This window comes from Actinorectispora metalli (genome assembly GCF_056323685.1).
Window position 1 is genome coordinate 2,589,581 of the sequence record NZ_JBREYE010000001.1, and the last position, 23,069, is coordinate 2,612,649.

The following is a 23,069-nucleotide window of genomic DNA, read 5'->3' on the forward strand; positions in this document are numbered from 1 at the left end:
TCCTCAGTCTGTTCAGAACGGCGTCATAGTCAGTCTTTGGACACCAAGTCCGGGCGTCCTGGGCCTACGTTGAGCCGTTCGTCGGAGTGACACTCGCCTGTTGGTGTGTGAAGTTGCTTGCAAACTCACTCAATCGCGCTTATTTGCGCAGGGGGTGTCATGGACAAGCACGAGAACGAGGTGTCCCGCCGGTCGTTGCTGCGGACCGGGATGGTGACCGGTGCGGCGTTGGGCGTGTCCGGATTGGCCGCGGGTGCGGCGTCGGCGGATGAGGCGGCGGCGCCCAAGGCGCGGGGCAAGACCATGATCGGGGTGCCGTTCCAGCGGTACGGCACGGTGCGGGTGGCCGTGATCGGGCTGGGCAACCGCGGCGAGAGCATGCTGCCGCTGTTCCTCGCGGTGCCCGATGTCAAGATCACCGCGCTCTGCGATGTGGACTCCGCCGCCGTGGAGAAGGCGGCGCAGACCGTCGTGAAGGCCGGGCAGCCGGAGCCCGCGAAGTTCACCCGCGGCGACCACGACTACGAGCAGCTGCTCAAGCGCGACGACATCGACTTCGTCTACATCGCCACTCCATGGGAATGGCATGTGCCGATGTCGCTGGCGGCGATGCGGGCGGGCAAGCACGTCGGCGTGGAGTGCCCGTTCGCGATGACCGTCGACGAGCTGTGGCAGCTGGTGGACACCTCCGAGGTGACGCGGCGGCACTGCATCCAGCTGGAGAACTGCTGTTACGGCCGCAACGAGCTTCGGCTGCTGCGGATGGTGCACCAGGGCCGGTTCGGCGACCTGCTGCACGGCGCGGGCGCCTACATCCACGACCTGCGTGAGCTGCTGTTCTCCGACGACTACTACGCCGCGGAGTGGCGCCGCGGCTGGCACACCAAGCTCAACGGCGACCACTACCCGACGCACGGCCTCGGGCCGGTGGCCAACTACATGGACATCAACCGCGGCGACCGGCTGGTCCGCATCACCGCCATGGGCACGCCCGCGCTGGGGCTGGCCGACTACCGCAAGGACCACGAGGAGCCGGGTGACAGCTCCTGGCACGAGCGCTACATCAAGGGTGACACCACGATGAGCCTCATCCAGACCGCCAAGGGCCGCGTCATCCGGCTCCAGCACAACGTGTCCAACCCCTACCCGTACAGCAGGCTGAACCAGATCGCGGGCACCAAGGGCGTGTTCGAGGACTACCCGCCCCGGATCTACCTCGAGCCCGACCACGGCGGCCACAAGTGGGGCGACTTCGCGGCCTACGCCAAGTACGACCACTGGCTGTGGACCGACGTCGGCCCTGGTCCCGGCGGCCACGGCGGGATGGACTACATCATGGTCTACCGCACCATGCAGACCATGAAGCTCGGCCTGCTGCCCGATATCGACGTCTACGATTCGGCCGTCTGGAGTGCTCCGGTGGCGCTGAGCGCCGCCTCGATCAGCAAGGGCGGTGCCCCGATGGCCATCCCCGATTTCACCCGAGGACGCTGGCAGCAGGCGCGGTCGGGTGTCGATTCGGTTAAGCCGTCGTAACCTCAGATATGTTGACTTTTGCTTGAAACTGCCGCGATAGTTGCAAAATCGAGCAACCCTGGCTTTGGCTCTCCGAGGTGATGACTCCATGAGTTCGACAACCCGGCGCTCGCGCGCACTGTCCCTGATCGCGCTCGGCGCCGCGTCGCTGCTGTTGTCCGCCTGCGGAGGATCCGGGTCGGGTCCGGGTGAGAACGCGCTGGCCGGGGCCGACGAGTACCTGTCGGCCCCGTGCCCGGAGCCGGGCGTGAAGCCCGCCGACAAGGAGTTCACCTACTGGTCGATGTGGACCGCGGACGAGCCCCAGGGCAAGGTGCTCAAGCACGCCGTCGACTGCTTCAACCAGAAGGCGGGCGTCAAGGTCAACGTGCAGTGGCTTGGCCGCAAGATGCTCACCCAGAACGTGGCGCCCGCGCTCAACACCGACACCGTGCCCGACCTGATCGATCAGGACATCAACCAGATGAAGGCCGCAGTCGTCGCGCCCGGCGGCACCCAGGGCCTCGACGACGTGCTCGACCTCAAGGTCGGCGAGGGCGAGAAGACGGTCCGCGACGTGCTGCCCGCCTCCTCCTACGACATCCCGGAGAACCGGGACGCGGGCGGCAAGCTGTTCCAACTGCCGTACGAGCAGATCGTCACGGCGTGGTGGTACAACAAGGACCAGCTCAGCGGCTTCACCCCGCCCAAGACCATGGACGAGCTGTACGCGGCCTTCGCCAAGTCCAAGCAGGATGGCCGCGCCGCGGTCAGCCACGACGGCGACATCAACCTCTACAACCTCTGGTACTACGCGGCGCTGGCGGGCAAGTTCACCGGGCCGAGCGGACTGGTCAAGGCCTCCGCCGACCGCACGGGACAGCTGTGGAAGTCCGACCCCGGCTACCTCTCGGCCGCGCAGCACGTGGAGAAGCTGGCCAAGGGCGGACACCTCATCGACGGCTGGGACGCCGCCAAGTTCCCGCAGGTCCAGCAGCGCTGGGCGGACGGCCAGGCGGACTTTTTGTTCATGGGCAGCTGGGCGCCCAGCGAGAACCGCGAGTACCTGAACAAGCAGGGCGGCGACGCCAAGATCAACTTCGGTTCGTTCCAGTACCCGCTGCCCGAGGGCGCAACGCACGACACCGTGGAGCAGCTGCCGATCGGGTTCTCGGTGACGGCGAAGGCCAAGCACCCCGAGGCCGCCAAGGCGTTCATCGCCTACATGCTGAACAAGGACATCCTGCGCGGCATCACCGCGGTGGCCAACAACCTCACGCCGCGCCCCGACCTCGACGTGCCGGACGACCTGAAGGACGTGCACGCCGCGCTGAACGACGCCAAGAAGGAGAAGGCGCTCTTCTACGGCGGCGTCGACGGGCTCTACGGCGGCCGGTACGTACAGGACGTGCTCTTCCCGGCCAACAACGACCTGCTCAAGGGCAAGATCACCGCCGCGGAGTTCATCGACCAGGTCGCCGCGGGCACCCAGTCCTTCTGGAGGAACCAGGGATGACCGCGGGGCTTCTCACTCCCGCCGCCGGAGCGCGCCCTCCGGCGGCGGGCGCCACTGCCGCCCACCTGGCCCGCCGCAAGCGCTGGTTCTGGCCCTTCGTGCTGCCCGCGCTGGGCCTGTACGTGGCGTTCCTGGTGCTGCCGACGGTGGCGACCGCGGTGCTCAGCCTCACCGAGTGGGCGGGCGCAGGCGACAGCCCGCGTTTCGTGGGCCTGCGGCAGTACGAGCAACTGCTGGGCGACCCGGCCTTCGGCTATTCCTTCGTCAACACGCTGATCTACGTGTTCTTCGGCGGGATCGGCACGTTCCTGCTGGCGTTCCTGTTCACGATGGTGCTGCGCGATATGCGCGGCAACAAGATCGTCCGCGCAATCCTGTTCTTCCCCAACATCGTCGCCCCGGTGGCGCTGGGCATGTTCTTCGGCTTCGTCTACAAGTACCAGCCGGGCAAACAGGGCATGCTCAACTTCGTGCTGGAGAGCTTCGGCGCGGGCGCGGTGAAGTTCCTCCGGCCGGAGAACGTCACCTGGGTGGTGATGGCCTCGCTGATCTGGGCGAGTTCCGGCTTCTACATCACGATCCTGATGGCCGCGGTGGACCGCATCCCGCCGTATCTGTACGAGGACGCCGATATCGCGGGCGCCTCGCCGTGGCAGAAGTTCCGTGCCATCACCCTGCCGTTGACCTGGGACGTCGTCGGCGTGGCCGGGGTGCTGTGGACGATCGGCGCGATCAAGATCTTCGAGTTGGTGTTCGTGCTGGCGGGTCCCGGCACCTACTCCCCGCCGACCCAGGCCTGGTCGCTTGGCGTGTTCGTGTTCGACCGGTCCTTCGGCACCACCGGCACCCCTGCCTACGGCGCCGCCTGCGCCTGCGCGGTGGCGATGATCGTCCTGGTCACCCTGCTCGTCATCGGTCTGCGCCGGTTGATGCGCCGCGAAGCGATCCAGTTCTGAGGGGGACTGCGGAGTGTCCATAGTGGAAGAAAGCCCGCCGGTCGTCCGGTCCACCCCGCCACGGCACCAGGCCCGCCGCCCGCCGCGCAAACCCAAGCCCGCACCCGGCTCGAAGCGGTTCAGCCCGATGCGGGTGCTGGGCACCGGTGTCGTCTGGCTGGTCACCGCGTTCAACGTGTTGATCCTGTACTGGCTGGTCGCCGCCTCGTTCAAGACGCCGGTGGAGATCTTCCGGGAGCCTTTCGCGCTGCCGAGCTACTGGTTCGAGGCGGGCAGGCCGTTCCGCAACTTCCTCTACGCCTGGAACCAGGCGGGCTTCGGCACCGCGTTCCTCAACACGGTGCTGCTGGTCGCGGTGTCCTCGGTGGCCATCGTGGTGGTCTCCGCGCCCGCCGCGTACGCGTTGTCCCGCTTCGGCATCCGCGGCTCAGGCCCGCTCACGAACTTCATCGCGGTCGGCATGGGGGTGCCGTTCCAGACGGTGATCATCCCGCTGTTCGTGGTGATGGCGAAGGCCTCGCTGACCAACAGCCTGTTCGGCCTCTTCCTGCTCTACCTGGCGCTGTCCATCCCGTTCACGGTGTTCCTGCTGACCGGGTTCTTCCGGTCGCTGCCCGCCGAGTTGGAGGAGGCCGCGGCGATCGACGGCGCCTCCCCGGTGCGCACGTTCACCACGATCATGCTGCCGCTGGCCCGTGGCGGCCTGATCACCGCGTTGATCCTCAACGCGATCGGGCTGTGGAACGACACCCTGCTGGCGATCGTGTTCCTTCAGGAGAACGCCAACTTCACCCTGGCCCGCGCCTTGTTCACCTTCTACGGCGCGGCCAGCTACCAGTCCGAGTACGGCGGCCTGATCGCGGGAGTGGCGATCGTGGTGCTGCCCATGCTCGTGCTCTACATCCTGCTCGCCCGCCGCATCATCACCGGCCTCACGCTCGGCGCCGGGAAATAGGGAGGCTTCCACCATGGCAACGGTGTCGTTCCGGGAGACCACCCGGTACTACGCGGGCAACGACCGGCCCGCGGTCGACCGGCTGGACCTCGAGGTCGCCGATGGCGAGTTCCTCGTGCTGGTCGGCCCGTCCGGCTGCGGAAAGTCCACCACCCTGCGCATGCTGGCCGGGTTGGAGGGCGTGGACGAGGGTTCCATCTGGATCGGCGACCGCGATGTCACCGAGGTCTCGCCCAAGGGCAGGGACATCGCGATGGTGTTCCAGAACTACGCGCTCTACCCGCATATGACGGTGCACGAGAACATTGGCTTCCACCTCAAGATCGCCAAGATGCCGCGCGACGAGCGAGACCGCCGGGTCCGCGAGGCGGCGAAGCTGCTGGACCTTGAGCCGTACCTGGACCGCAAGCCCGCCAAGCTCTCCGGCGGGCAGCGGCAGCGGGTGGCGATGGGCCGGGCGATCGTCCGCGCTCCGCAGGTGTTCTGCATGGACGAGCCGCTGTCCAACCTGGACGCCAAGCTGCGGGTGCAAACCCGCACCCAGATCGCCTCCTTGCAGCGCAGGCTGGGCGTCACCACCGTCTACGTGACCCACGACCAGGTCGAGGCGATGACCATGGGCGACCGGGTCGCGGTGCTCAAGGACGGCCTGCTCCAGCAGTGCGACACCCCGCTCGGCCTGTTCGCCAAGCCGCGCAACGTGTTCGTGGCGGGCTTCATCGGCTCACCCGCGATGAACCTGCTGCCCGCCCGGGTTGACGTCAACGGCGTGGTGTTCGACGGGCAGCAGGTCCCGCTGACCCGCGAGCAGCGCGCCGCCCTCACCGGCCCCGGCGTCGTCGTCGGCGTCCGCCCGGAGGGCTTCGAGCTGGTGGGCAGGCACGAGGGATTGCAGGCCACCGTCGAGGTGGTGGAGGAGTTGGGCTCCGACCAGTTCGTCTACTGCTCCGTGCCGGACAGCGCGCCGATCGTGGCTCGCGCCGCGGGCATGACCGCACGCTCCCGCGGCGAGAAGGTCGGCCTGCTGGCCCGCCCCGGCTCGGTGCACCTGTTCGACGAGGCCAGCGGCGAGCGGCTCCCCGACGCATGACGCGGGTGTTCCGCACCGAGTTGCGGCTCCCCGCGGCGGCGATCGGACCGGAAAACCCGCTGCCGCCGCTGCGTTCGCTGGAGAAGGCGCACGAGGTCCGCAACCTCGACGAACTGCCCGCCGACCTCGCCGCAGGCATCCGCTACGGGCGGCTGGGCAGCGTGTCGCCGTACCTGTTGCAGGACTCCTACGACCGCTCGCTCCGTGACACGGTGCTCCCGGCGATCGTGGTGGAGAACGAGCGGGTGCGCGCCACCGTGCTGCCCAGCCTCGGCGGGCGCCTGTACTCGCTGACGCACGACGGCCGCGAGTTGCTGTACCGCAACGAGGTGCTGCAACCCGCCAACGTGGCGTTGCGGGACGCCTGGTTCGCCGGTGGCGTGGAGTGGAACCTCGGCAGCACCGGCCACACCACGCTGACCTGCGCCCCCATGCACGCGGGCGTTGTCGACGGTCCGGACGGCATCCCGATCCTGCGGCTGTGGGAGTGGGAGCGCACCAGGAACCTGCCCTACCAACTCGACTTCTGGCTCCCGCCGGGTTCGGACTTCCTGCACGTGGGGGTGCGCATCCGCAACCCGCACCCGCACGCGGTGCCGGTGTACTGGTGGTCCAACATCGCCGTGCCGCAGACCGAGCGGACCCGGGTGCTCGCGCCCGCCGACGAGGCTTGGCGGTTCGGCTACTCCGGCCACCTCGAACTGCTGTGGCTGCCCGACCCGGCGGGCTTCGACATCAGCTACCCGGTACGCCACCACGACGCGGTGGACTACTTCTTCGACCTGCCACCCACCCGGCGCCCCTGGATCGCGGCACTGCACAACGGAACCGGGCTGCTCCAGACCTCCACCAGCAGGCTGACCGGCCGCAAGCTGTTCGTCTGGGGCACTTCCCAGGGCGGTCGCCGCTGGCAGGAATGGCTGTCCCCGGCCGGCGGGGAGTACCTGGAGATCCAGGCGGGACTGGCCAAAACCCAACTGGAACACCTCAGCCTGCCCGCGCGGAAGCAGTGGCATTGGGTGGAGGCGTACGGCCCCATCGACACCGCCGAGGGCGCGGGCGATTGGTCGGAGTCCTGGCAGGCGGTGGACCGCGTCGCCGACCGGTTGCTGCCCGCCGCGACGTTGGACCGTGCGCACCGCGACTGGCTGACCGTCGTGGACGCCACCCCCGCGCGAACGCTGGCAGACGGATCGGGCTGGGGCGCACTGGAACTGCGTGCCCTCGGCGTCGACCTGCCCGGCACGCTGTTTCCCGCCGAGCTTCTCGGCGCCGACCAGCGGCCCTGGCTGGATCTCCTGGCGGGCCTCGCGCCCGCACCCGCCGGTCCGCCGGGTGGTACCCCAACCGGTGCGCACTGGCTCGCCCTGCTGGCAAAGGCGGAGACGACCTGGTGGACGACCTACCACCTCGGCATCGCGAACTGGCTTGCAGGCGATCACGATGCGGCCCAACGCAACTGGCGGCACTCCTACGAACTGCTGGCCAACCCGTGGGCGCTGCGGAACCTGGCGGTAGCCGACGCGGCGGCGGGCAACCACGACTCGGCCGCCAACCTGCTGGTCGGCGCCTTGGTACTGCACCCGGGCCTCCCGCAGTTGGAGTGGGAGGCGGCCGAGGCGCTGCTGGCCGCCGACCGGCCCGGCGAAGCACTGGCGCTGGTCGCCAACCGTCCCGGCCGCTACGCCCTGCTGCACGCCAGGGCGCTGCTGGCGGTCGGCGACGCGGAGGGCGCGAAGGACGTGTTCGACCGGGGCTTCGACATCCCCGGCATCCGGGAGGGCGAAACGGCGCTCACCGACACCTGGGACGCCATCCAGAAGGCGCTGGGCACCAGCGATCCGCTGCCGGTCCGGTATGACTTCCGGATGACCAGCTAGGGCGTCACGGCGAGGAACAGGAACGAGCTGAACAGCATCAGGTGCACCGCGCCCTGAAGCAGCGTCGCGCGGCCGGACACCAGCGTCAGCACGCTCACCACCACGGTGAGCAGGAGCAGCACCATCTCCTTGGCCTCCAACCCGAGCACCAGCGGGCCGGTCAGCCAAATCGACGCGATGGCAATGGCCGGGATGGTCAGCCCGATGCTGGCCAGCGCCGACCCGAGCGCCAGATTCAGGCTCACCTGCAACCGATCCCGCAGCGCCGCCCGCACGGCGGCGACCGTTTCGGGCATCAGCACCAGCAGCGCGATCAGCACACCAACCAGCGACAGCGGCGCACCGATCGCGTCGACGGCGGACTCCAGCGTCGGCGACACCGTCTTGGCCAACCCCACCACGGCGATCAGACACACCACCAGCAACCCGAGGCTGACCAGCGCGGTGCCGGTGCTCGGCGCGGGCGCGTGGTCGTCAACGGAGGTGCTGTTGCGGGGCAGGAAGTAGTCGCGGTGCCGCACGGTCTGCACGAAGACGAAGACGCCGTACATGACCAGCGAGGCGACGCCCGCGAAGGCCAGCTGTGCCCCGGAAAACGTCGGCCCCGGCGTGGTAGTGGTGAACGCAGGCACCACCAGGCTGAGCGTCACCAGCGCGGTGATCACAGCCAGCGCCCCACCGGAGGCGTGTGCCCGGAACTCCTGCACCCGGTGCCTCAACGATCCCACCAGCAGCGCCAGACCGACGATCCCGTTGCAGGTGATCATGATGGCCGCGAACACGGTGTCTCTGGCCAGCGAGGCCGCCTTGCCGCCCCCGGAGGCCATCAGCGTGACGATCAGCGCCACCTCGATGACGGTTACGGCGATGGCCAGGATCAACGTCCCGAACGGTTCGCCAACCCGGTGCGCCACCACCTCCGCGTGGTGCACTGCCGCGACAACGGCCGCCCCGAGCCCAAGGCAGACCAGCAGCAGAAGCACCACACCAAGGTTCCGACCCCACGACAAACCCAGCACGACTAATGCGACAGGCGGGACAACCAGACTCCAACGAGGCAACGCGGTAATCGAGGCATTCACGGCTCCAGCCTAGGTTCGATTCGCTAGCGCCGCCCTGTGGGATGTGACCAATTGGCTTTGGAAAATTCAAATCCCGTCAGACCAATGGACTGAGACAATATCAACGATATATACCGAGGACATTTGTCTGATTTCGTATTCTACGATGACTCGACTATCAGCCATGGTTCTTTTCCACTCGTTTCCGTCTGATCCAGGACAGTATGGATTCTCGCTGAGTTGGGATTTGATGTAGTCGACTACCCTGCGTGCGCTGTAAGTCAGGCTGTCGTAGATGGCTTCGGTCTTTCGGGTAAATCTCACCTCGTATCGCACGGCTCGTCTCCAGTCTTGTCCCTGCCTTGGCCGTCCAGCTCTGCAAGGGTCAAATCCGGTACGTGCTTCTCAAGTACGGGATCCCACCGGTACGTCATCACCTTGTCGGGCTCTTCGCGCATGAGTCGTTGTTGTTCTCGGTAGTCGGCCCAGTGCCCAGGAGAGCGACGTTCTTCGCAGATATGTCCTGCCCACGCGAATATAAAGGTCATAAGCCTGTCAATGGACAGTTCTTCGCCCGCTTCTCTAAGGCAACGCTGAAATCCTTCATCAAATTCGACCAGTGCGTCGGTGTCAAGTTCGACGGGTAGGAGTTTGCGGATTGTCTCGATATTGAAGTCCACTGCATTGTGATCTTCGACTGGTGCAATTCCCCACCGCCACCACGGGCGGCTGGTTTCAAGTTCGTGCCTCTCGATTTGCTCGGCAGTCATGTAGTCGCCGAACTCTTCGGTAAACTTGCGTATGCGTTCTTGCTTCGTCTTTTGGCGTTCTTCCCGCGTCACAGATGGTCCCTTCTGCATGCTGGCGATGCGGAGGGACCAGTATCGGGGTGGCGAGGCTTGCGAGGGAGTCCCGCAAGGCTTTCGGGCTATGACTCGGACGAAGTGATACCCGAAAGCGGGCGTGGCGTTGAGCGCTCAGGCGCGGATGACCTCGACGCCTGCTTCGGTGAAGCCCGCGATGGACTCGTCGGGGGCCGAGGTGTCGGTGATGAGGACGTTGATCTGCTCGACGGGGCAGATGCGGGCGAAGGCGTGTTTGCCCAGCTTGGAGGAGTCGGCGACCACGATCACCTGGCGGGCGCGGGCGACCATGAGCTGGTTGATGCTGGCCTCGCCCTCGTTGTAGGCGGTCGCGCCGTCGGGGACGCTGACGGCGTCCACGCCGAGGAAGAGGTGGTCCAGGGTGAGTTCGCCGAGCAGGCGGGTGGCCAGCGGGCCGGTGAGCTCGTAGGACTGGGGGCGGACCACGCCGCCGGTCACCACGATCTTCACGTGTTGGCGCACCGTGAGTTCGTTGGCGATGTTCAATGCGTTGGTGACCACCGTGAGCGCCGGTTCGGTGGGGTCGGCGTGCAGGTCGGAGCGGGTGGCCAGGGCGCGGGCCACCTCGGTGGTCGTGGTGCCGCCGTTCATGCCGACCACCGATCCCTGGGGCACCAGGCCGCTGGCGACCTTGGCGATGCGGTCCTTCTCGGTGGCCTTGCGGGCTGTCTTGTACCGCAGCGGCAGGTCGTAGGAGACGCTGTTGGGCAGCGCGCCGCCCCGCGTCCTGGTGACCATCTGCTGCTGGGCAAGGCGATCGAGGTCGCGGCGGATCGTCGCGGTGGAGACGTCCAACTCCTGCGCCGCGCTCTCGACGTCCAGTCGCCCGTCCCGCGCGAGGATTTCCATCAGGGCGTTCCACCGTTCGTGCGACGCCATGTCTCCTCCTCACTGCTGCGGATGGCCCTCACAGTAGCTGTCACTGTGAGCAATCTCCGTCTCGACATGCGTTGCGCAAACATGTTTGTTTCTGCGTAAAATAAGGCATATTTGAGCATGATCTTTCAGGACGGAGAGGGCATGAGCCACGCCTCGGAGGAGATCGCGAGTCAGCCGGACTGCTGGCGCCAGGCCATCGAGCTTGCGGCGTCGGGGCCGGCGGGCCTTCCCGAGCCGGGTGAACGGGTCGCCGTCCTCGGCTGCGGCACCTCCTGGTTCATGGCCCAGTCCTACGCGGTGTTGCGTGAAAGCGCCGGTCAGGGCGAGACCGACGCCTTCCCCGCCTCGGAGTTCCCGGCAGGCCGCCGCTACGACCGGGTGGTGGTGCTGACCAGGTCGGGCACCACCACCGAGGTGCTCACCGCACTGCGCGACCTGCGGCCCGGTACCAAGAGCCTGGCGATCACCGGCAATGTCGACAGCCCCGTCACCGGCCTCGCCGATGACGTCATCGACCTCTCCTTCGCCGACGACGTGTCCGTGGTGCAGACCCGGTACCCGACCAGCCAGCTTCTGCTGCTGCGCGCGGCGCTCGGCGAGAACGTCGCCGACCTGCCGCTGCAGGCGGAGGCAGCGTTGAAGGCGGAACTGCCGGACGGCTTGGCGACGCTTCGCCAGCTGACTTTCCTCGGCACCGGTTGGACCGTGGGCATCGCCAACGAGGCCGCGCTCAAGGTGCGGGAGTCCGCGCAGGCCTGGGCCGAGTCCTACCCTGCGATGGAGTACCGCCACGGCCCGATCGCCGTGACCGCCGCCGACTCGCTGGTGTGGCTGCTGGGCGACCGCCCCGAGGGCCTGGTGGACGAGATCGTCGGGATCGGCGCAGGAGTCGAGTTCGGCCCGGCCGACCCGTTGGCCGAACTGGTCCGGGTGCACCGGCTGGCCATGGAACTGGCCGAGCAGCGGGGCCTGGACATGGACGCCCCGCGCAACCTGACCCGATCGGTCATCCTGGCCTGAGCGCATGATCCTCACCGTCGCCGTGAACGCGGCACTGGATGTGACCTACCACGTCGACTCGCTCACCGTGGGTTCCTCGCACCGCGTCCGCGAGGTGACGGCCCGCACGGGCGGCAAAGGCGTCAACGTGGCGCGGGTGCTGGCCGCGCTCGGCGAGGCGGTCACCGTGACCGGCCTGGTCGGCGGCCCGACCGGGGACCGGGTGCTGGCCGAACTGGACGGCGAGGTGGACACCGCGTTCAGCCGCATCGCGGGCAACACCCGCAGCACGGTGACGGTGGTGCCCACCGAGGACGGCAGGGCCACCGTGCTCAATGAGCCGGGGCCGGTGGTCTCCGCGCCGGAATGGGCGGACTTCCGCGAGGCCTTCCGATGGCTGGCGCAGACCGCCGAAGTGGTGGTGCTCTCCGGCAGCCTCCCGCCGGGCGTGCCCGCGGACGGCTACGCGCAGCTCATCCGGCTGGCCGGGGTGCCCGTGATCCTGGACGCCGACGGCGAGCCGCTGCGCCGAGGCGTCAAGGCGGGGCCGACCCTGATCAAGCCCAATGCCGATGAGCTGACCGTGTTGTTCGGCGGCGAACCCGCCGACTTCGCCGCCGCCCGCGCCGGACTGGGCGTGGACATCGCGGCCACCCTCGGCGAACGCGGCGCCGTGTTGTCCACATCGGACGGGCAGTGGACCGCGCTGCCACCCCCGGTCGCGGTGGCCAACCCGACCGGCGCGGGCGATGCGTTCACCGCCGCCCTCGCCAGGGGCATCGCCGGGGACCGCAGCGGCCCGGAGATGTTGCGCGACGCCGTCGCGCTGTCCGCAGCCTCGGTCGAATCGCCGGTGGCGGGTGCGGTCGACCTCGACACCTTCCACCGCTTCCTCGAGCTAGTCGACGTGAAAGAGGGCTGAGCGATGCCATTGGTACCCACCGCGTCGGTGATCTCGGCGGCCGCCCGCGCGGGAGAGGCCGTCGGCGCCTTCAACGTGATCACGGTGGAGCACGCCGAAGCCATCGTCACCGGCGCCGAGCACGCGGACCGGCCGGTGGTGTTGCAGATCAGCGAGAACTGCGTGAAGTTCCACGGCGGGCGGCTGCTGCCCATCGCCAGAGCGGCCGCCGCGGTGGCCGAGACCGCGGGCGTCGACGTCGCGCTGCACCTGGACCACATCGAGGACGACGCCCTGCTGCGCCAGGCGGTCGCGGCGGGCTGCGGCTCGGTGATGTACGACGCCTCGCGGCTGCCCTATGCGGACAACGTGGCCGCCACCCGCGAAGCCGCGCGGTGGGCGCACGACAACGGCCTCTGGTTGGAGGCCGAACTGGGCGAGGTCGGCGGCAAGGAAGGCGCCCACGCGCCCGGCGTGCGCACCGACCCCGGGCAGGCCAGGGACTTCGTCGCCGACACCGGAGTGGACGCCCTCGCCGTGGCCGTCGGCAGTTCGCACGCGATGACCGACCGCACCGCGCGCCTGGACCACGGGCTGATCGCCAGGCTGCGGGATGCCGTTCCGGTGCCGCTGGTGCTGCACGGTTCCTCCGGGGTGCCCGACGACGAACTGCGCGAGGCGGTCCGACAGGGCATGGTGAAGATCAATATCGGTACCGCACTCAACGTCGCCTTCACCGGCGCGGTCCGCGATCGGCTCGACGCCGACGCCAAGCTCGTCGACCCGCGGAAGTACCTGGCGCCCGCCCGGGACGCCATGGCCGAGACCGTCCGCAGGCTCCTCGGAGTACTGACCGGTTAGCGCAACCTTGCGCATACCTGTTCAAATCTGCGCGAAATTGAGCTAGAAAAGACACGATCGAGCATCCCTGCGCTGTGATCGGAGATCTTGTGGCCAGACCGTTGCGCATCGCGCTCGCCCTGCTGGTGGCGAGTTCGCTCAGCACCCCAGCCGCGCTCGCCGAGGACAGCGAAGCGGTCCACGGCCCCGTCCGCCTCGCGAGCCCCGAACTGGAGGTGCAGGTGGCGGCGGACTTCCCCCGCGTCATCGGCTACACCCACCGGGCATCCGGGGAACAGTTGCGCGGGCGGACCCAGCCACTGACCAGCCTGCTGATCAACGGGAAACCGCAGCGCACCGAGGTCCGCGCGGTCCGCCGACCGTTCGCGGTGGCCTACCGGCTCCGCTTCCCCGACCTGCCCCGCGTGTCGATGGACGCGAGCATCTCGCTGCGCGGCCGCACGGTCACCTTCGCGATCGACCGGATCACCGACACCGAGACGGCCCGCGTCGGCACCGTGGAGATCCCCGACCACGACCTCGTCTCGGTCGGCTCAACGGACCCCGCCGCGCAGGTCGCGGCCGCGCGGATCGAACTGGACAGCAAAGGAAGCGGCGACCGCATCCACGCCGTCACTGCCGAAACCCCCGCCGACGCCAAACCACTGGGCTCCGCCTACGCCATGGTCAGCACCGGAAAGCTGGCCGCCGCGGTGGAAACCAACTCCACCCACGACGCCAACGGCGGCCGCGGCGCCGACGACAACGGCAGGCTCTGGCGCCAAGCCCGCAAGAACGCGGGCGGCACCGAGGTCGGGCTCTGGAGCGGCGAGTGGACCCACCGGGCCGCGGGCGCGCCGGACACCGAGCCGCTGCCCTGGGCCAAGGTCGTGATCACACCCGATGCCAACGCCGACAACACCGTCAACTGGCAGGACGCCGCCATCGCCTTCCGCGAGATCATGTGGCAGCCGAAGGGCGCGGAGCACACCAAGGACCGCGTGGTGCCACATATCCCGTTCAACTTCGCCTCCCGCGCCACCCACCCGTTCCTACGCACCCTCGACGATGTCAAGCGGATCAACCTCGCCACCGACGGCCTCGGGCAGATGGTGCTGCTCAAGGGCTACCAGTCCGAAGGCCACGACTCCGGTCACCCGGACTTCGGCGGCAACTACAACACCAGGGCCGGTGGCCTGACCGACCTGAACACGTTGTTGGAGCGCGGCAAGAAGTGGAACGCCGACTTCGGAGTGCACGTCAACACCACCGAGTCCTACCCCGAGGCCAAGGCCTTCTCCGAGCAACTGGTCGACAAGACCAAGCCCGCCTGGGCATGGCTGGACCAGTCCTACCGGATCGACCAGCGCCGCGACCTGTCCTCCGGTGACGTGCAGCGGCGGTTCCGCCAGCTTCGCGAGGAGACCAAGGGCAACCTGGACCTGCTCTACATCGACGTGTTCCGCGAGACCGGCTGGACCGCCGACCGACTCCAGCGCGAACTGCGCGACCAGGGCTGGCAGATCACCACCGAATGGTCACACCGCCTGGAACGCGAAGCGCTGTGGACCCACTGGGCCAACGACATCGACTACGGTGCCGACACCCACCGCGGCATCAACTCACTCATCATCAGGTTCGTCCGTAACCACCAGAAAGACGTGTTCCTGCACAGCCCGCTGCTGATGGGCGGCCGGATCGTGGAGTTCGAGGGCTGGACCGCCGAAACCGACTACACGGCCTTCCTGCACAACGTCTTCGACCAGAACCTGCCCACCAAGTTCCTCCAGCGGGCGCCGATCGTGAAGCTGACCCCCGACCAGGCCCGGCTCGCCGACGGCACCGTGGTCGACACCGCGAGCGGCCGCAGGCAGATCCGCCACGACGGCGTCCTGGTCTACGACGGCGGAACGTACCTGCTGCCGTGGCCCGGCAAGCTCTACCACTACAACCCGGCGGGCGGCACCACAACCTGGACGCTGCCCCCGTCCTGGCGACACCGGCAGGTCACGCTCTTCGAACTCACCGACTCCGGCCGCCGCGACGCCCGCACCCTCCCGGTCCGCGACGGCAAGGTCACCATCGAGGCCAAGCCGAAGACCGCCTATGTGATCGGCCATAGCCGGCAGCAGAACCCGTCCTGGGGCGAGGGCACCCCGCTGCGCGACCCGGGCTTCAACGCGGGCGACCTGTCCGGCTGGACTGTCGACGGCACAGGCGCTTCCGTGGTGCGCAACAGCCTCGGCCAACGCGAAGCCGTTGTCGCCGCGGGCAAAGGCGTCACGATCAGCCAGCAGGTGAAGGGCCTGCGCCCCGGCACCTACGCCGCGTCGATTCAGATCGAGGTGCAGCCGGGCAAGACCCGCCGCACCGAGGTCTTCGCCGAACCCGCCGGGGGCACCCGCCAGACGACGGCGGTGGAGCGCTCCACCGTGCGCAACACCATCGGCGCCGAGGAGAAACACGGCACGAACTACCAGCGCACCAAGGTGTTCTTCACCGTCCCGCCCGGCAAGGACAGCGCCCGGTTCGGCGTCACCGTCGCCGCGGGTGATGCCGCCGTGCGCCTCGACGACGCCCGCATCGTCCGATCGACGCCGCCGCGCACCGAAGGCGCGGTCACGGCCTGGGACTTCGAGGACGTAGACCAGGGCATCGGCCCGTTCACCGACGGCGGCGAGGGCGCGGCCACCGACGGGCGGACCCACCTCGCCGAGAAGCACGCCCCGTTCACCCAGCGCGGCTGGAACGGCAAACGCATCGACGATGTGCTCGCGGGCACCTGGAGCCTCAAGTCGACGGAGTACGAGAAGAAGCTGATCTACCGGACCACCCCGGCCACCGTGCGCTTCCAGCCGGGCCACCGCTACCGGGTCACCTTCACTCACGCCGCGGCCGCGCCCGACTACGGCTGGGTCCTCGGCGTCGACGGCCCCGACGGAACACCGCGCGACCTGACGGTCACCCCCATCCCCGAGCAGCTGACGCCGGGAACGTGGACCCAGGAGTTCCAGACCGGCGCCGACGGCGATTACTGGGTGGGGCTGCGCAGGCTGGTCGAGGTGCCCTACGACAAGAGCACCGAGTTCAGCCTCGACGACTTCACCGTCACCGACCTGGGCCCGGTGAGCTGACTCACCGGAGCCCCGCGAGTCGGGTGCGGCACCTGTTCACCAGGGGGAGCGGGTGCCGCACCCGCGTCGAAACTCGATAGGCCGCACCCGGCGGCGGTCTTTACAGTGATCGAGTGCTTCCCCTGGTCAACGCCATCCGATATTGCACCCCGCTGCGCGAGGGCGGCTCGCTGCCCGGCGTGGTGGAGGCCGACGACCTCGGCACCTATGTGGTCAAGTTCCGCGGCGCGGGCCAAGGCCCGAAGGTGCTGGTCGCCGAGGTGATCGTCGGGGAACTGGCGCGGCGGTTGGGCCTGCCTGTGCCGGACCTCGTGCGCATGCGGGTGGACCCGGTGATCGGGCGCAGCGAGCCCGACCAGGAGGTGCAGGAGCTGCTGAAGGCCAGCGGCGGCATCAACCTGGGCATGGACTTCCTGCCAGGGGCGGTGGACTGCAATCCCCTTGCCTGGCAGCCCGATCCCGCGCTGGCCGCCAAGGTGCTCTGGCTGGACGCGCTCACCAGCAACGTGGACCGCTCATGGCGCAACGCAAACCTGCTGGTGTGGCACGGCGGGCTGTGGCTGATCGACCACGGCGCCGCCCTGTGGTTCCACCACGCCTGGTCCAACACCGCGCTGCGGCCCTACGACGCCCGCGACCACGTCTTCGCCGCGCTCGGCGGACCGGGCCTCGCGGCGGCCGATGCCGAGCTTGCCCCGCGCATCACCGAAGATCTCCTGCGGGAGGTGACGGCGTTGGTGCCCGACGAATGGCTGGACCCCGATCCACGCGCGGTCGAACTCGGCCTCGACTCGCCCGCGGCGCTGCGCGGCGCGTACGTGGACCACCTGCTCACCAGAGCCGCCGGTCCGCGGGCCTGGCTGCCGACGGCGGCCGCGGCATGAGCCATCGCGAGCCGTTCGACTACGCGCTCATCCGGCTGGTGCCGCGGGTGGAACGCGGGGAGTGTCTCAACGCCGGGGTGCTGCTCTACAGCCAGGCCTTCGACTTCCTCGGCGCCCGCACCGTGCTGGACGCCGCGCGGGTGTGCGCGCTGGACCCGAACGCCGACCTCGGCCAGATCCGCGCCGCGCTCACCGCGTGGGAGCTGATGTGCGCGGGCGGCGAGGGCGCGGGCCCCGCGGGGGCGGAGAAGCCGGGCATGCGGTTCCGCTGGCTCACCGCGCCCCGCAGCACCATCGTGCAGGCGGGGCCGGTGCACGGCGGCCTGACCGCCGATCCGGCCGCCGAGCTGACCAGGCTGTTCGAGCTGCTGGTGCTATGAGTGGCGGTGCGTGCGCATCGCCGAGGCCTGCTGCACGGGCTTGAGCACGATCTGGTCCAGGTTCACATGCGGCGGCCGGGTCGCGGCGAAGGCGATCACATCGGCGACGTCCTCGGCGACCAGCGGCACCACACCCTGGTACACCCCCGACGCGCGGTCCTCGTCGCCCGCGAAGCGCACCAGCGAGAACTCCGTCTCCACCATGCCGGGGCAGACTTCGGTGAACCGGATCGGATCGCCGAGGTGCTCGCCGCGCAGGGTGCGGTGCAGCACCGCCTCGGCGTGCTTGGCCGACGTGTAGCCCGCGCCGTTGTCGTAGACCTCCAACGCGGCGATCGAGGTCACGGTGATCACATGGCCCGCGCCGGAGTCGATCAGCTTGGGCAGCAGCGCCTTGGTGATGCGCAGCGTGCCCATCACGTTGGCCTCCCACATCCAGCGCCAGGCATCCTCATCGGCCTGCGCCACCGGCTCCAGGCCCTTGGCGCCGCCCGCGTTGTTGACCAGGACGTGGCAGCGGGGAATCGCGGCGCAGAACGCCGCCACCGATTCGGCGTCGGTCACGTCCAGCGGCAGGGCGGTGCCGCCGATGTCCTCGGCGATCTCCTGGCAGCGGTCCAGCCGCCGGGCACCGAGCACGACGTGGAAGCCGCCGCCCGCCAATGCCCTCGCGGTGGCCGCCCCGATTCCGGAGCTCGCACCCGTCACCACCGCGGTCGGTTTCTGTTCATCGGTCACAGCTGCGATCTTGCCCCAGTCGAACGGGTCCGGCCCGCGCTGTGAGTTAGGCCATCCGGGCGGCAAGCATCCCCACCCTGGGTGTCGACGTCTTTACCACGTAGCAGACTGACAGCGGGACACGAGCGGGTAGGTGATCACATGACGACGGTTACTCGGCGACTGGTGCTGGTGATCACCGCCGCCGCGCTGGTGCTCGCGGGCTGCGGCGGTGGCGACGACCCGGCAGCGGCCCCGCCCGTCGCGCAGGTCGACCTCAAACCGGGCGACGGCGCCAAGGACGTCAGCCCGCGCTCGGAGATCACCGCGCTGGTCCGCAACGGCACCTTCGACACGGTGGAACTGCGCAACTCCGAGGGCAAGGCCGTCGCGGGCCAGTTCGGCGTGGACAAGCGCAGTTGGAGCGCGACCGAGCCGCTGGGCTTCAACAAGACCTACACGTGGTCCGGGAAGGCCACCGGCAGCGACGGCAAGCAGGTCGACGTCAAGGGCGGCTTCGCCACCCAGCAGGCGGGCAAGCTGCTGCGGGCCACGGTCAACCCGATCGACGGCGCCACCGTCGGCGTCGGCATGCCGATCAAGGTGGAGTTCGACGACCGCGTCACCGACAAGGCCTCCGCGCAGCGGGCACTGACCGTGAACACCTCCGTCAACGTGGAGGGCGCCTGGGCCTGGCTCAACGACCGCGAGGTGCACTGGCGGCCCAAGGCCTACTGGCCGGCCAACATGAAGGTGAAGGTCATCGCCAACCTCTACGCCGTGCCGCTGGGCGACGGCGTCTACGGCAAGTCCGACCTGAGCTCCGAGTTCTCCATCGGCCGCAACCAGGTGGTCAAGGCACACACCCCGAGCCACGAGATGCGCGTCTACCGGGACGGCGCGCTGGTCGCGAGCTACGCGGCCAGCTACGGCAAGGTCGCCGAACCCGACCTCAACACCCCCAACGGCACCTACGTCGTGATGACCAAGGAGCCGGTCGGCGACTTCTCCAACCCGCGCTACGGCTACACCGACGTGAAGAAGAAGTGGGCGGTGCGGATCTCCAACCACGGCGAGTACATCCACGAGAACGAGGAGAACCGCGCCAACATCGGCCGCGCCAACACCTCGCACGGCTGCGTCAACCTCTTCGAAGCCGACGCCAAGCGCTACTTCGACAGCGCCATGATCGGCGACCCGGTCGAGGTCACCGGCTCCGCCGCCACCATGCAGCCCCGCTCCGACGTCTACGACTGGCTGATCCCGTGGAGTCAGTGGCTGTCCATGTCCGCGCTCAAATAGCGGAACCCGTGGCGCGCGGAAACGCCACGGAATGCCTTCGCCGGGAAGGATCCGGTCCGCCGCGGTGTTGGGGTGGGGAGCGGGCGGCGAAAGGGGATCCCTTGTCTGTGCGGACACTCCGGCATGAGGTCACGGGCGCGGGCGGAGCGGCGCTCCACGTGGTGGAGTCCGGTCCGCCGGGCGGTCCGCCGCTGGTCCTGGTGCACGGCTGGGCGCAGTCCGCTGACGCCTGGTCCGCACAGTTCGACGGCCCGCTCACCGACCGGTTCCGGCTGCTGGCGGTGGACCTGCGCGGCCATGGCCGCTCCTCGGTGCCCGAGGGCGGCTATGCCGACAGCGCCGCGCTGGCCGAGGACCTCGCCGCCGTGCTCCGGCTGGCGGGCTCGCCCGCGATGCTGGTCGGCTGGTCGTTGGGCGGCTTGATCATCGCCGACCACCTGCGGCACCACGGCACCGCGGGCATCGCCGCGCTCGGCTTCGTCGGCGCGATCACCGACATCGGACGGGACACCCCCGGCGGCAGGCTGGGCCCGGTCATGCGGGCCGCCCTGCCCGATGTGCTCGCCGAGGACCCGACCACCGCCGTGCCCGCGCTGACCCGGTTCACCGCGGGCTGCACCGCCAAGCCGCTGCCCGGCGAACAGGCCCAGCGGCTGCTCGGCACCGCCCTGTCCACCCCGCCGCGGGTGCGCACGGGCTTCTTCACCCGCACCGCGGCCAACGCCGAGGTACTGGCGGCGGTCGACGTGCCGGTGTGGGTCGCCCACGGCCGCCTCGACGCCGTGGTGGACCCCGCCTGCGCCGAGCACCTGCTGGCCACCGTGCCCCACGCGGAGCCACGCTGGTACCCCGACGCGGGCCACCTTCCCTTCGCCGAAGAGGCCGCGCGATTCAACGATGACCTCGCCACATTCGCAGGTCGGCACCTGCCCGCGCCCGGCAGGATGGGCTCGTGACGGGTCGACCGCGCATCCTCGGTGCCTCCCAGCACACACCGCCCTGTAGGCCGCTGCGTCAACCGCGCCGAGTGGCGGTGTTGTCGCTGCACACCTCGCCGCTGGAGCAGCCCGGCACCGGCGACGCGGGCGGCATGAACGTCTACGTGGTGCAGACCGCCCGCCGAATGGTCCGCCACGGCATCCAGGTGGAGATCTTCACCAGGGCCACCTCCTCCGACCTGCCCCCGGTCGTCGAGCTTGAACCGGGCATCCTGGTCCGCCACGTGGTGGCGGGCCCGCTGGACGGCCTCGCCAAGGACGACCTGCCCGCCCAGCTGTGTGCCTTCGCGGCGGGTGTGATGCGCGTCATCGCCCGGCACGAACCCGGCTACTACGACGTGGCGCACTCGCACTACTGGTTGTCCGGCCAGGTGGGCTGGCTGCTGCGGGAACGCTGGGGCCTGCCCCTGGTGCACACCGCGCACACCCTCGCCAAGGTCAAGAACGCCGCGCTGGCCGACGGCGACACCCCGGAGCCGCGGGTCCGGGTCATCGGCGAGGAGCAGGTGGTGCTCGAATCCGACCGCCTGGTCGCCAACACCGATGTCGAGGCCGCGCAGCTCATCGACCTCTACGACGCGGCACCCGAGCGGGTGATCACCATCCCGCCCGGGGTCGACCTGGAGCGCTTCACCCCTGGTGACCCGGCGGCCGCGCGGGCGGCGCTCGGACTGCCCGCCGACTCGATCGTGCTGGCCTTCGTCGGCAGGATTCAGCCGCTCAAGGCACCTGATGTGCTGTTACGCGCCGCCGCCGAGCTGGTGCGCAGGGACCGGTCCCTGCGCACCAAGGTCGTCGTGCTGGTCGTCGGCGGTCCTTCCGGGTCGGGGCTGGAGGAGCCGGAGGCCCTTCAGAAGCTGGCGGTGGAGCTGGGCATCACCGATATGGTGCGGTTCCTGCCGCCGCAGCCGGGCCCGGCGCTGCCGCAGGTCTTCCGTGCCGCCGATGTGGTCGCGGTGCCCAGCCACAACGAGTCCTTCGGCCTGGTCGCGCTGGAGGCGCAGGCCTGCGGCACGCCCGTGGTGGCAGCGGCCGTCGGCGGACTGCCGGTGGCGGTGGCGGACGGCGTGTCCGGACTGCTCGTGGACGGCCACGACACGGCGCGGTGGGCGGACGCCCTGGGCGCGGCGGCCCTTCGGGACCGCGAGACGCTGGCCGCGGGCGCGGTGGGACACGCCCACCGGTTCTCCTGGGAACGCACCACCGAGGCTCTGCTGGCAACCTATGCACAGGCGGCGGTCGCGCCGCGGGCGGGCGCCGGGCTCGATCCCGGGGTATGCGGGGCGCTGGCCGACAGGTTGAGCAAGGAGGACGGCGATCCTCCCGCGGAGGTGGCGGTGTGACTGTGGCGATCGAGCGGCTCGACGAACTCATCGCGTCCACGCTGGACGGCAGCGAGCTGAAGTACGAGCGGCCCGAGCCGGGGCGGTTCTTCGTCACGCTGCCCGGGGTGAAGAAGCAGCAGACCAACTGCTGGCTGATCGTGGACCGGCAGGCGCTGCTGGTGGAGGCCTTCGTCTGCCGCAGGCCCGACGAGGCCTTCGAGGACGTCTACCGCTACCTGCTGCGCCGCAACGCCCGGATGTACGGGGTGCACTACACGATCGACAAGGCGGGCGACATCTACCTGGTCGGCAGGATCGGGCTGCACGCCGTGACCGAGGACGAGATCGACCGGGTGCTCGGGCAGGTGCTGGAGTCCGCGGACGGCGACTTCAACCCCCTGCTGGAGATCGGCTTCGCGAGCGCGATCAAGCGCGAGTGGGACTGGCGGGTGTCCCGCGGCGAGTCGCTGGCCAACCTGCGGGCGTTCGAACACCTCGTCCAACGAGACGATGCCGCACCGCCGACCGGCCCTGCCGCATTCGGTGATTGACGTTCTTCGATCGAGCCCGGCAGGCGCAGTGGATTAGTCCACTGCTGTCCGCACCGGACAAATTGCGTCTTCTTCAGGCCGCTTGTGGAAAACGCATGCGACGATGCTCAGCCGATTCGAGATGAATTCGTTACTCGCCGGTCGGCAACGCGGTGTGCGGGACGGGCCGTCCCTATGTGTACCGGCCGGTAATGTGGCCGATCAGATGGGGAGCTGACGTGCGATCACACAGACGTGTTCTTGCCGTGGTGGGGTTGTTCCTCGCCCTTACGGCGACGGCCTGTACCGGAGAACAGAGTCGT

20 protein-coding genes are annotated in these 23,069 nt (G+C 69.1%); 16 read left to right on the top strand and 4 right to left on the bottom strand.

Annotated features, from left to right (window positions below; genetic code table 11):
- Positions 1–159: 159 nt before the first annotated feature.
- From ACU6XJ_RS12195 to ACU6XJ_RS12220, 6 genes are all read left to right on the top strand, one after another.
- Positions 160–1,536 carry a Gfo/Idh/MocA family protein gene (locus ACU6XJ_RS12195; protein ID WP_476309909.1) on the top strand — a complete coding sequence of 459 codons (1,377 nt, stop codon included), beginning with the start codon at positions 160–162 and terminating at the stop codon, positions 1,534–1,536.
- 88 nt (positions 1,537–1,624) lie between these two features.
- Positions 1,625–3,031 (top strand): ABC transporter substrate-binding protein, encoded by a 1,407-nt coding sequence (locus ACU6XJ_RS12200; protein ID WP_476309910.1) that lies wholly within the window; start codon positions 1,625–1,627, stop codon positions 3,029–3,031.
- A complete protein-coding gene (locus tag ACU6XJ_RS12205; RefSeq protein ID WP_476309913.1) occupies positions 3,028–3,987 on the top strand; it encodes a carbohydrate ABC transporter permease in 960 nt (319 codons plus the stop codon). Before ACU6XJ_RS12200 ends, ACU6XJ_RS12205 begins: the two co-directional genes overlap by 4 nt.
- Positions 3,988–4,000: 13 nt before the next feature.
- Positions 4,001–4,942: a carbohydrate ABC transporter permease gene (locus ACU6XJ_RS12210; RefSeq protein WP_476309916.1), complete on the top strand. Its 942-nt coding sequence runs from the start codon at positions 4,001–4,003 to the stop codon at positions 4,940–4,942.
- 13 nt (positions 4,943–4,955) lie between these two features.
- Positions 4,956–6,032: an ABC transporter ATP-binding protein gene (locus tag ACU6XJ_RS12215; RefSeq protein WP_476309919.1), complete on the top strand. Its 1,077-nt coding sequence runs from the start codon at positions 4,956–4,958 to the stop codon at positions 6,030–6,032.
- Entirely contained in the window at positions 6,029–7,912 is a 1,884-nt protein-coding gene (locus ACU6XJ_RS12220; protein WP_476309922.1) for a DUF5107 domain-containing protein, read from the top strand. The genes ACU6XJ_RS12215 and ACU6XJ_RS12220 overlap by 4 nt, the downstream gene beginning before the upstream one ends.
- On the opposite strand, the gene ACU6XJ_RS12225 is transcribed toward ACU6XJ_RS12220, so the two are convergent.
- From ACU6XJ_RS12225 to ACU6XJ_RS12235, 3 genes are all read right to left on the bottom strand, one after another.
- Positions 7,909–8,994, bottom strand: coding sequence for a calcium:cation antiporter (locus ACU6XJ_RS12225; protein WP_476309924.1), 1,086 nt, complete (start codon positions 8,992–8,994; stop codon positions 7,909–7,911). The genes ACU6XJ_RS12220 and ACU6XJ_RS12225 overlap by 4 nt on opposite strands.
- 299 nt (positions 8,995–9,293) lie before the next feature.
- Entirely contained in the window at positions 9,294–9,815 is a 522-nt protein-coding gene (locus ACU6XJ_RS12230; RefSeq protein ID WP_476309927.1) for a hypothetical protein, read from the bottom strand.
- 135 nt (positions 9,816–9,950) lie between these two features.
- Positions 9,951–10,736, bottom strand: coding sequence for a DeoR/GlpR family DNA-binding transcription regulator (locus tag ACU6XJ_RS12235; RefSeq protein WP_476309930.1), 786 nt, complete (start codon positions 10,734–10,736; stop codon positions 9,951–9,953).
- A 141-nt stretch (positions 10,737–10,877) separates the two neighbouring features.
- On the opposite strand from ACU6XJ_RS12235, the gene ACU6XJ_RS12240 reads away from it, so the two are divergent.
- From ACU6XJ_RS12240 to ACU6XJ_RS12265, 6 genes are all read left to right on the top strand, one after another.
- Entirely contained in the window at positions 10,878–11,756 is an 879-nt protein-coding gene (locus ACU6XJ_RS12240) for an SIS domain-containing protein (RefSeq protein WP_476309933.1), read from the top strand.
- A 4-nt stretch (positions 11,757–11,760) separates the two neighbouring features.
- A complete protein-coding gene (locus ACU6XJ_RS12245; RefSeq protein WP_476309936.1) occupies positions 11,761–12,657 on the top strand; it encodes a 1-phosphofructokinase family hexose kinase in 897 nt (298 codons plus the stop codon).
- A 3-nt stretch (positions 12,658–12,660) separates the two neighbouring features.
- Positions 12,661–13,497, top strand: a complete 837-nt coding sequence (locus ACU6XJ_RS12250) for a class II fructose-bisphosphate aldolase (protein WP_476309939.1) — start codon at positions 12,661–12,663, stop codon at positions 13,495–13,497.
- 89 nt (positions 13,498–13,586) lie between these two features.
- Positions 13,587–16,610, top strand: coding sequence for an endo-alpha-N-acetylgalactosaminidase family protein (locus tag ACU6XJ_RS12255; protein ID WP_476309942.1), 3,024 nt, complete (start codon positions 13,587–13,589; stop codon positions 16,608–16,610).
- Between the two features lie 113 nt (positions 16,611–16,723).
- On the top strand, positions 16,724–17,494 hold the full coding sequence (locus ACU6XJ_RS12260) for a HipA family kinase (protein ID WP_476309944.1): 771 nt from the start codon (positions 16,724–16,726) through the stop codon (positions 17,492–17,494).
- Entirely contained in the window at positions 17,491–17,874 is a 384-nt protein-coding gene (locus ACU6XJ_RS12265; RefSeq protein WP_476309947.1) for a DUF3037 domain-containing protein, read from the top strand. Before ACU6XJ_RS12260 ends, ACU6XJ_RS12265 begins: the two co-directional genes overlap by 4 nt.
- Here ACU6XJ_RS12265 and ACU6XJ_RS12270 read toward each other — a convergent pair.
- Positions 17,869–18,612, bottom strand: coding sequence for an SDR family NAD(P)-dependent oxidoreductase (locus ACU6XJ_RS12270; RefSeq protein WP_476309950.1), 744 nt, complete (start codon positions 18,610–18,612; stop codon positions 17,869–17,871). The two genes, ACU6XJ_RS12265 and ACU6XJ_RS12270, sit on opposite strands and share 6 nt — an antisense overlap.
- Positions 18,613–18,753: 141 nt before the next feature.
- Here ACU6XJ_RS12270 and ACU6XJ_RS12275 point away from each other — a divergent pair, with 141 nt between their 5' ends.
- The 4 genes from ACU6XJ_RS12275 (at position 18,754) to ACU6XJ_RS12290 (ending at position 22,767) form a co-directional block, all read left to right on the top strand.
- Positions 18,754–19,893, top strand: a complete 1,140-nt coding sequence (locus ACU6XJ_RS12275) for a L,D-transpeptidase (protein WP_476309953.1) — start codon at positions 18,754–18,756, stop codon at positions 19,891–19,893.
- A gap of 107 nt (positions 19,894–20,000) precedes the next feature.
- Positions 20,001–20,849: an alpha/beta fold hydrolase gene (locus ACU6XJ_RS12280; protein WP_476313960.1), complete on the top strand. Its 849-nt coding sequence runs from the start codon at positions 20,001–20,003 to the stop codon at positions 20,847–20,849.
- Positions 20,850–20,902: 53 nt separating this feature from the next.
- Positions 20,903–22,234 (top strand): D-inositol-3-phosphate glycosyltransferase, encoded by a 1,332-nt coding sequence (gene mshA / locus ACU6XJ_RS12285; protein WP_476313962.1) that lies wholly within the window; start codon positions 20,903–20,905, stop codon positions 22,232–22,234.
- The gene (locus tag ACU6XJ_RS12290; protein ID WP_476309955.1) at positions 22,231–22,767 is read left to right on the top strand and encodes a type III secretion system chaperone family protein; all 537 of its coding nucleotides are present in this window, start codon (positions 22,231–22,233) and stop codon (positions 22,765–22,767) included. Before mshA ends, ACU6XJ_RS12290 begins: the two co-directional genes overlap by 4 nt.
- Positions 22,768–23,069 lie beyond the last annotated feature (302 nt).

Excerpts from the sequence above, each read along its gene's own strand:
- ACU6XJ_RS12195 (WP_476309909.1), top strand. The coding sequence starts at position 160 with ATGGACAAGCACGAGAACGAGGTGTCCCGCCGGTCGTTGCTGCGGACC.
- ACU6XJ_RS12200 (WP_476309910.1), top strand. The coding sequence starts at position 1,625 with ATGAGTTCGACAACCCGGCGCTCGCGCGCACTGTCCCTGATCGCGCTC.
- ACU6XJ_RS12205 (WP_476309913.1), top strand. The coding sequence starts at position 3,028 with ATGACCGCGGGGCTTCTCACTCCCGCCGCCGGAGCGCGCCCTCCGGCG.
- ACU6XJ_RS12215 (WP_476309919.1), top strand. The coding sequence starts at position 4,956 with ATGGCAACGGTGTCGTTCCGGGAGACCACCCGGTACTACGCGGGCAAC.
- ACU6XJ_RS12220 (WP_476309922.1), top strand. The coding sequence starts at position 6,029 with ATGACGCGGGTGTTCCGCACCGAGTTGCGGCTCCCCGCGGCGGCGATC.
- ACU6XJ_RS12235 (WP_476309930.1), bottom strand. The coding sequence starts at position 10,736 with ATGGCGTCGCACGAACGGTGGAACGCCCTGATGGAAATCCTCGCGCGG.
- ACU6XJ_RS12240 (WP_476309933.1), top strand. The coding sequence starts at position 10,878 with ATGAGCCACGCCTCGGAGGAGATCGCGAGTCAGCCGGACTGCTGGCGC.
- ACU6XJ_RS12245 (WP_476309936.1), top strand. The coding sequence starts at position 11,761 with ATGATCCTCACCGTCGCCGTGAACGCGGCACTGGATGTGACCTACCAC.
- ACU6XJ_RS12250 (WP_476309939.1), top strand. The coding sequence starts at position 12,661 with ATGCCATTGGTACCCACCGCGTCGGTGATCTCGGCGGCCGCCCGCGCG.
- ACU6XJ_RS12265 (WP_476309947.1), top strand. The coding sequence starts at position 17,491 with ATGAGCCATCGCGAGCCGTTCGACTACGCGCTCATCCGGCTGGTGCCG.
- ACU6XJ_RS12275 (WP_476309953.1), top strand. The coding sequence starts at position 18,754 with ATGACGACGGTTACTCGGCGACTGGTGCTGGTGATCACCGCCGCCGCG.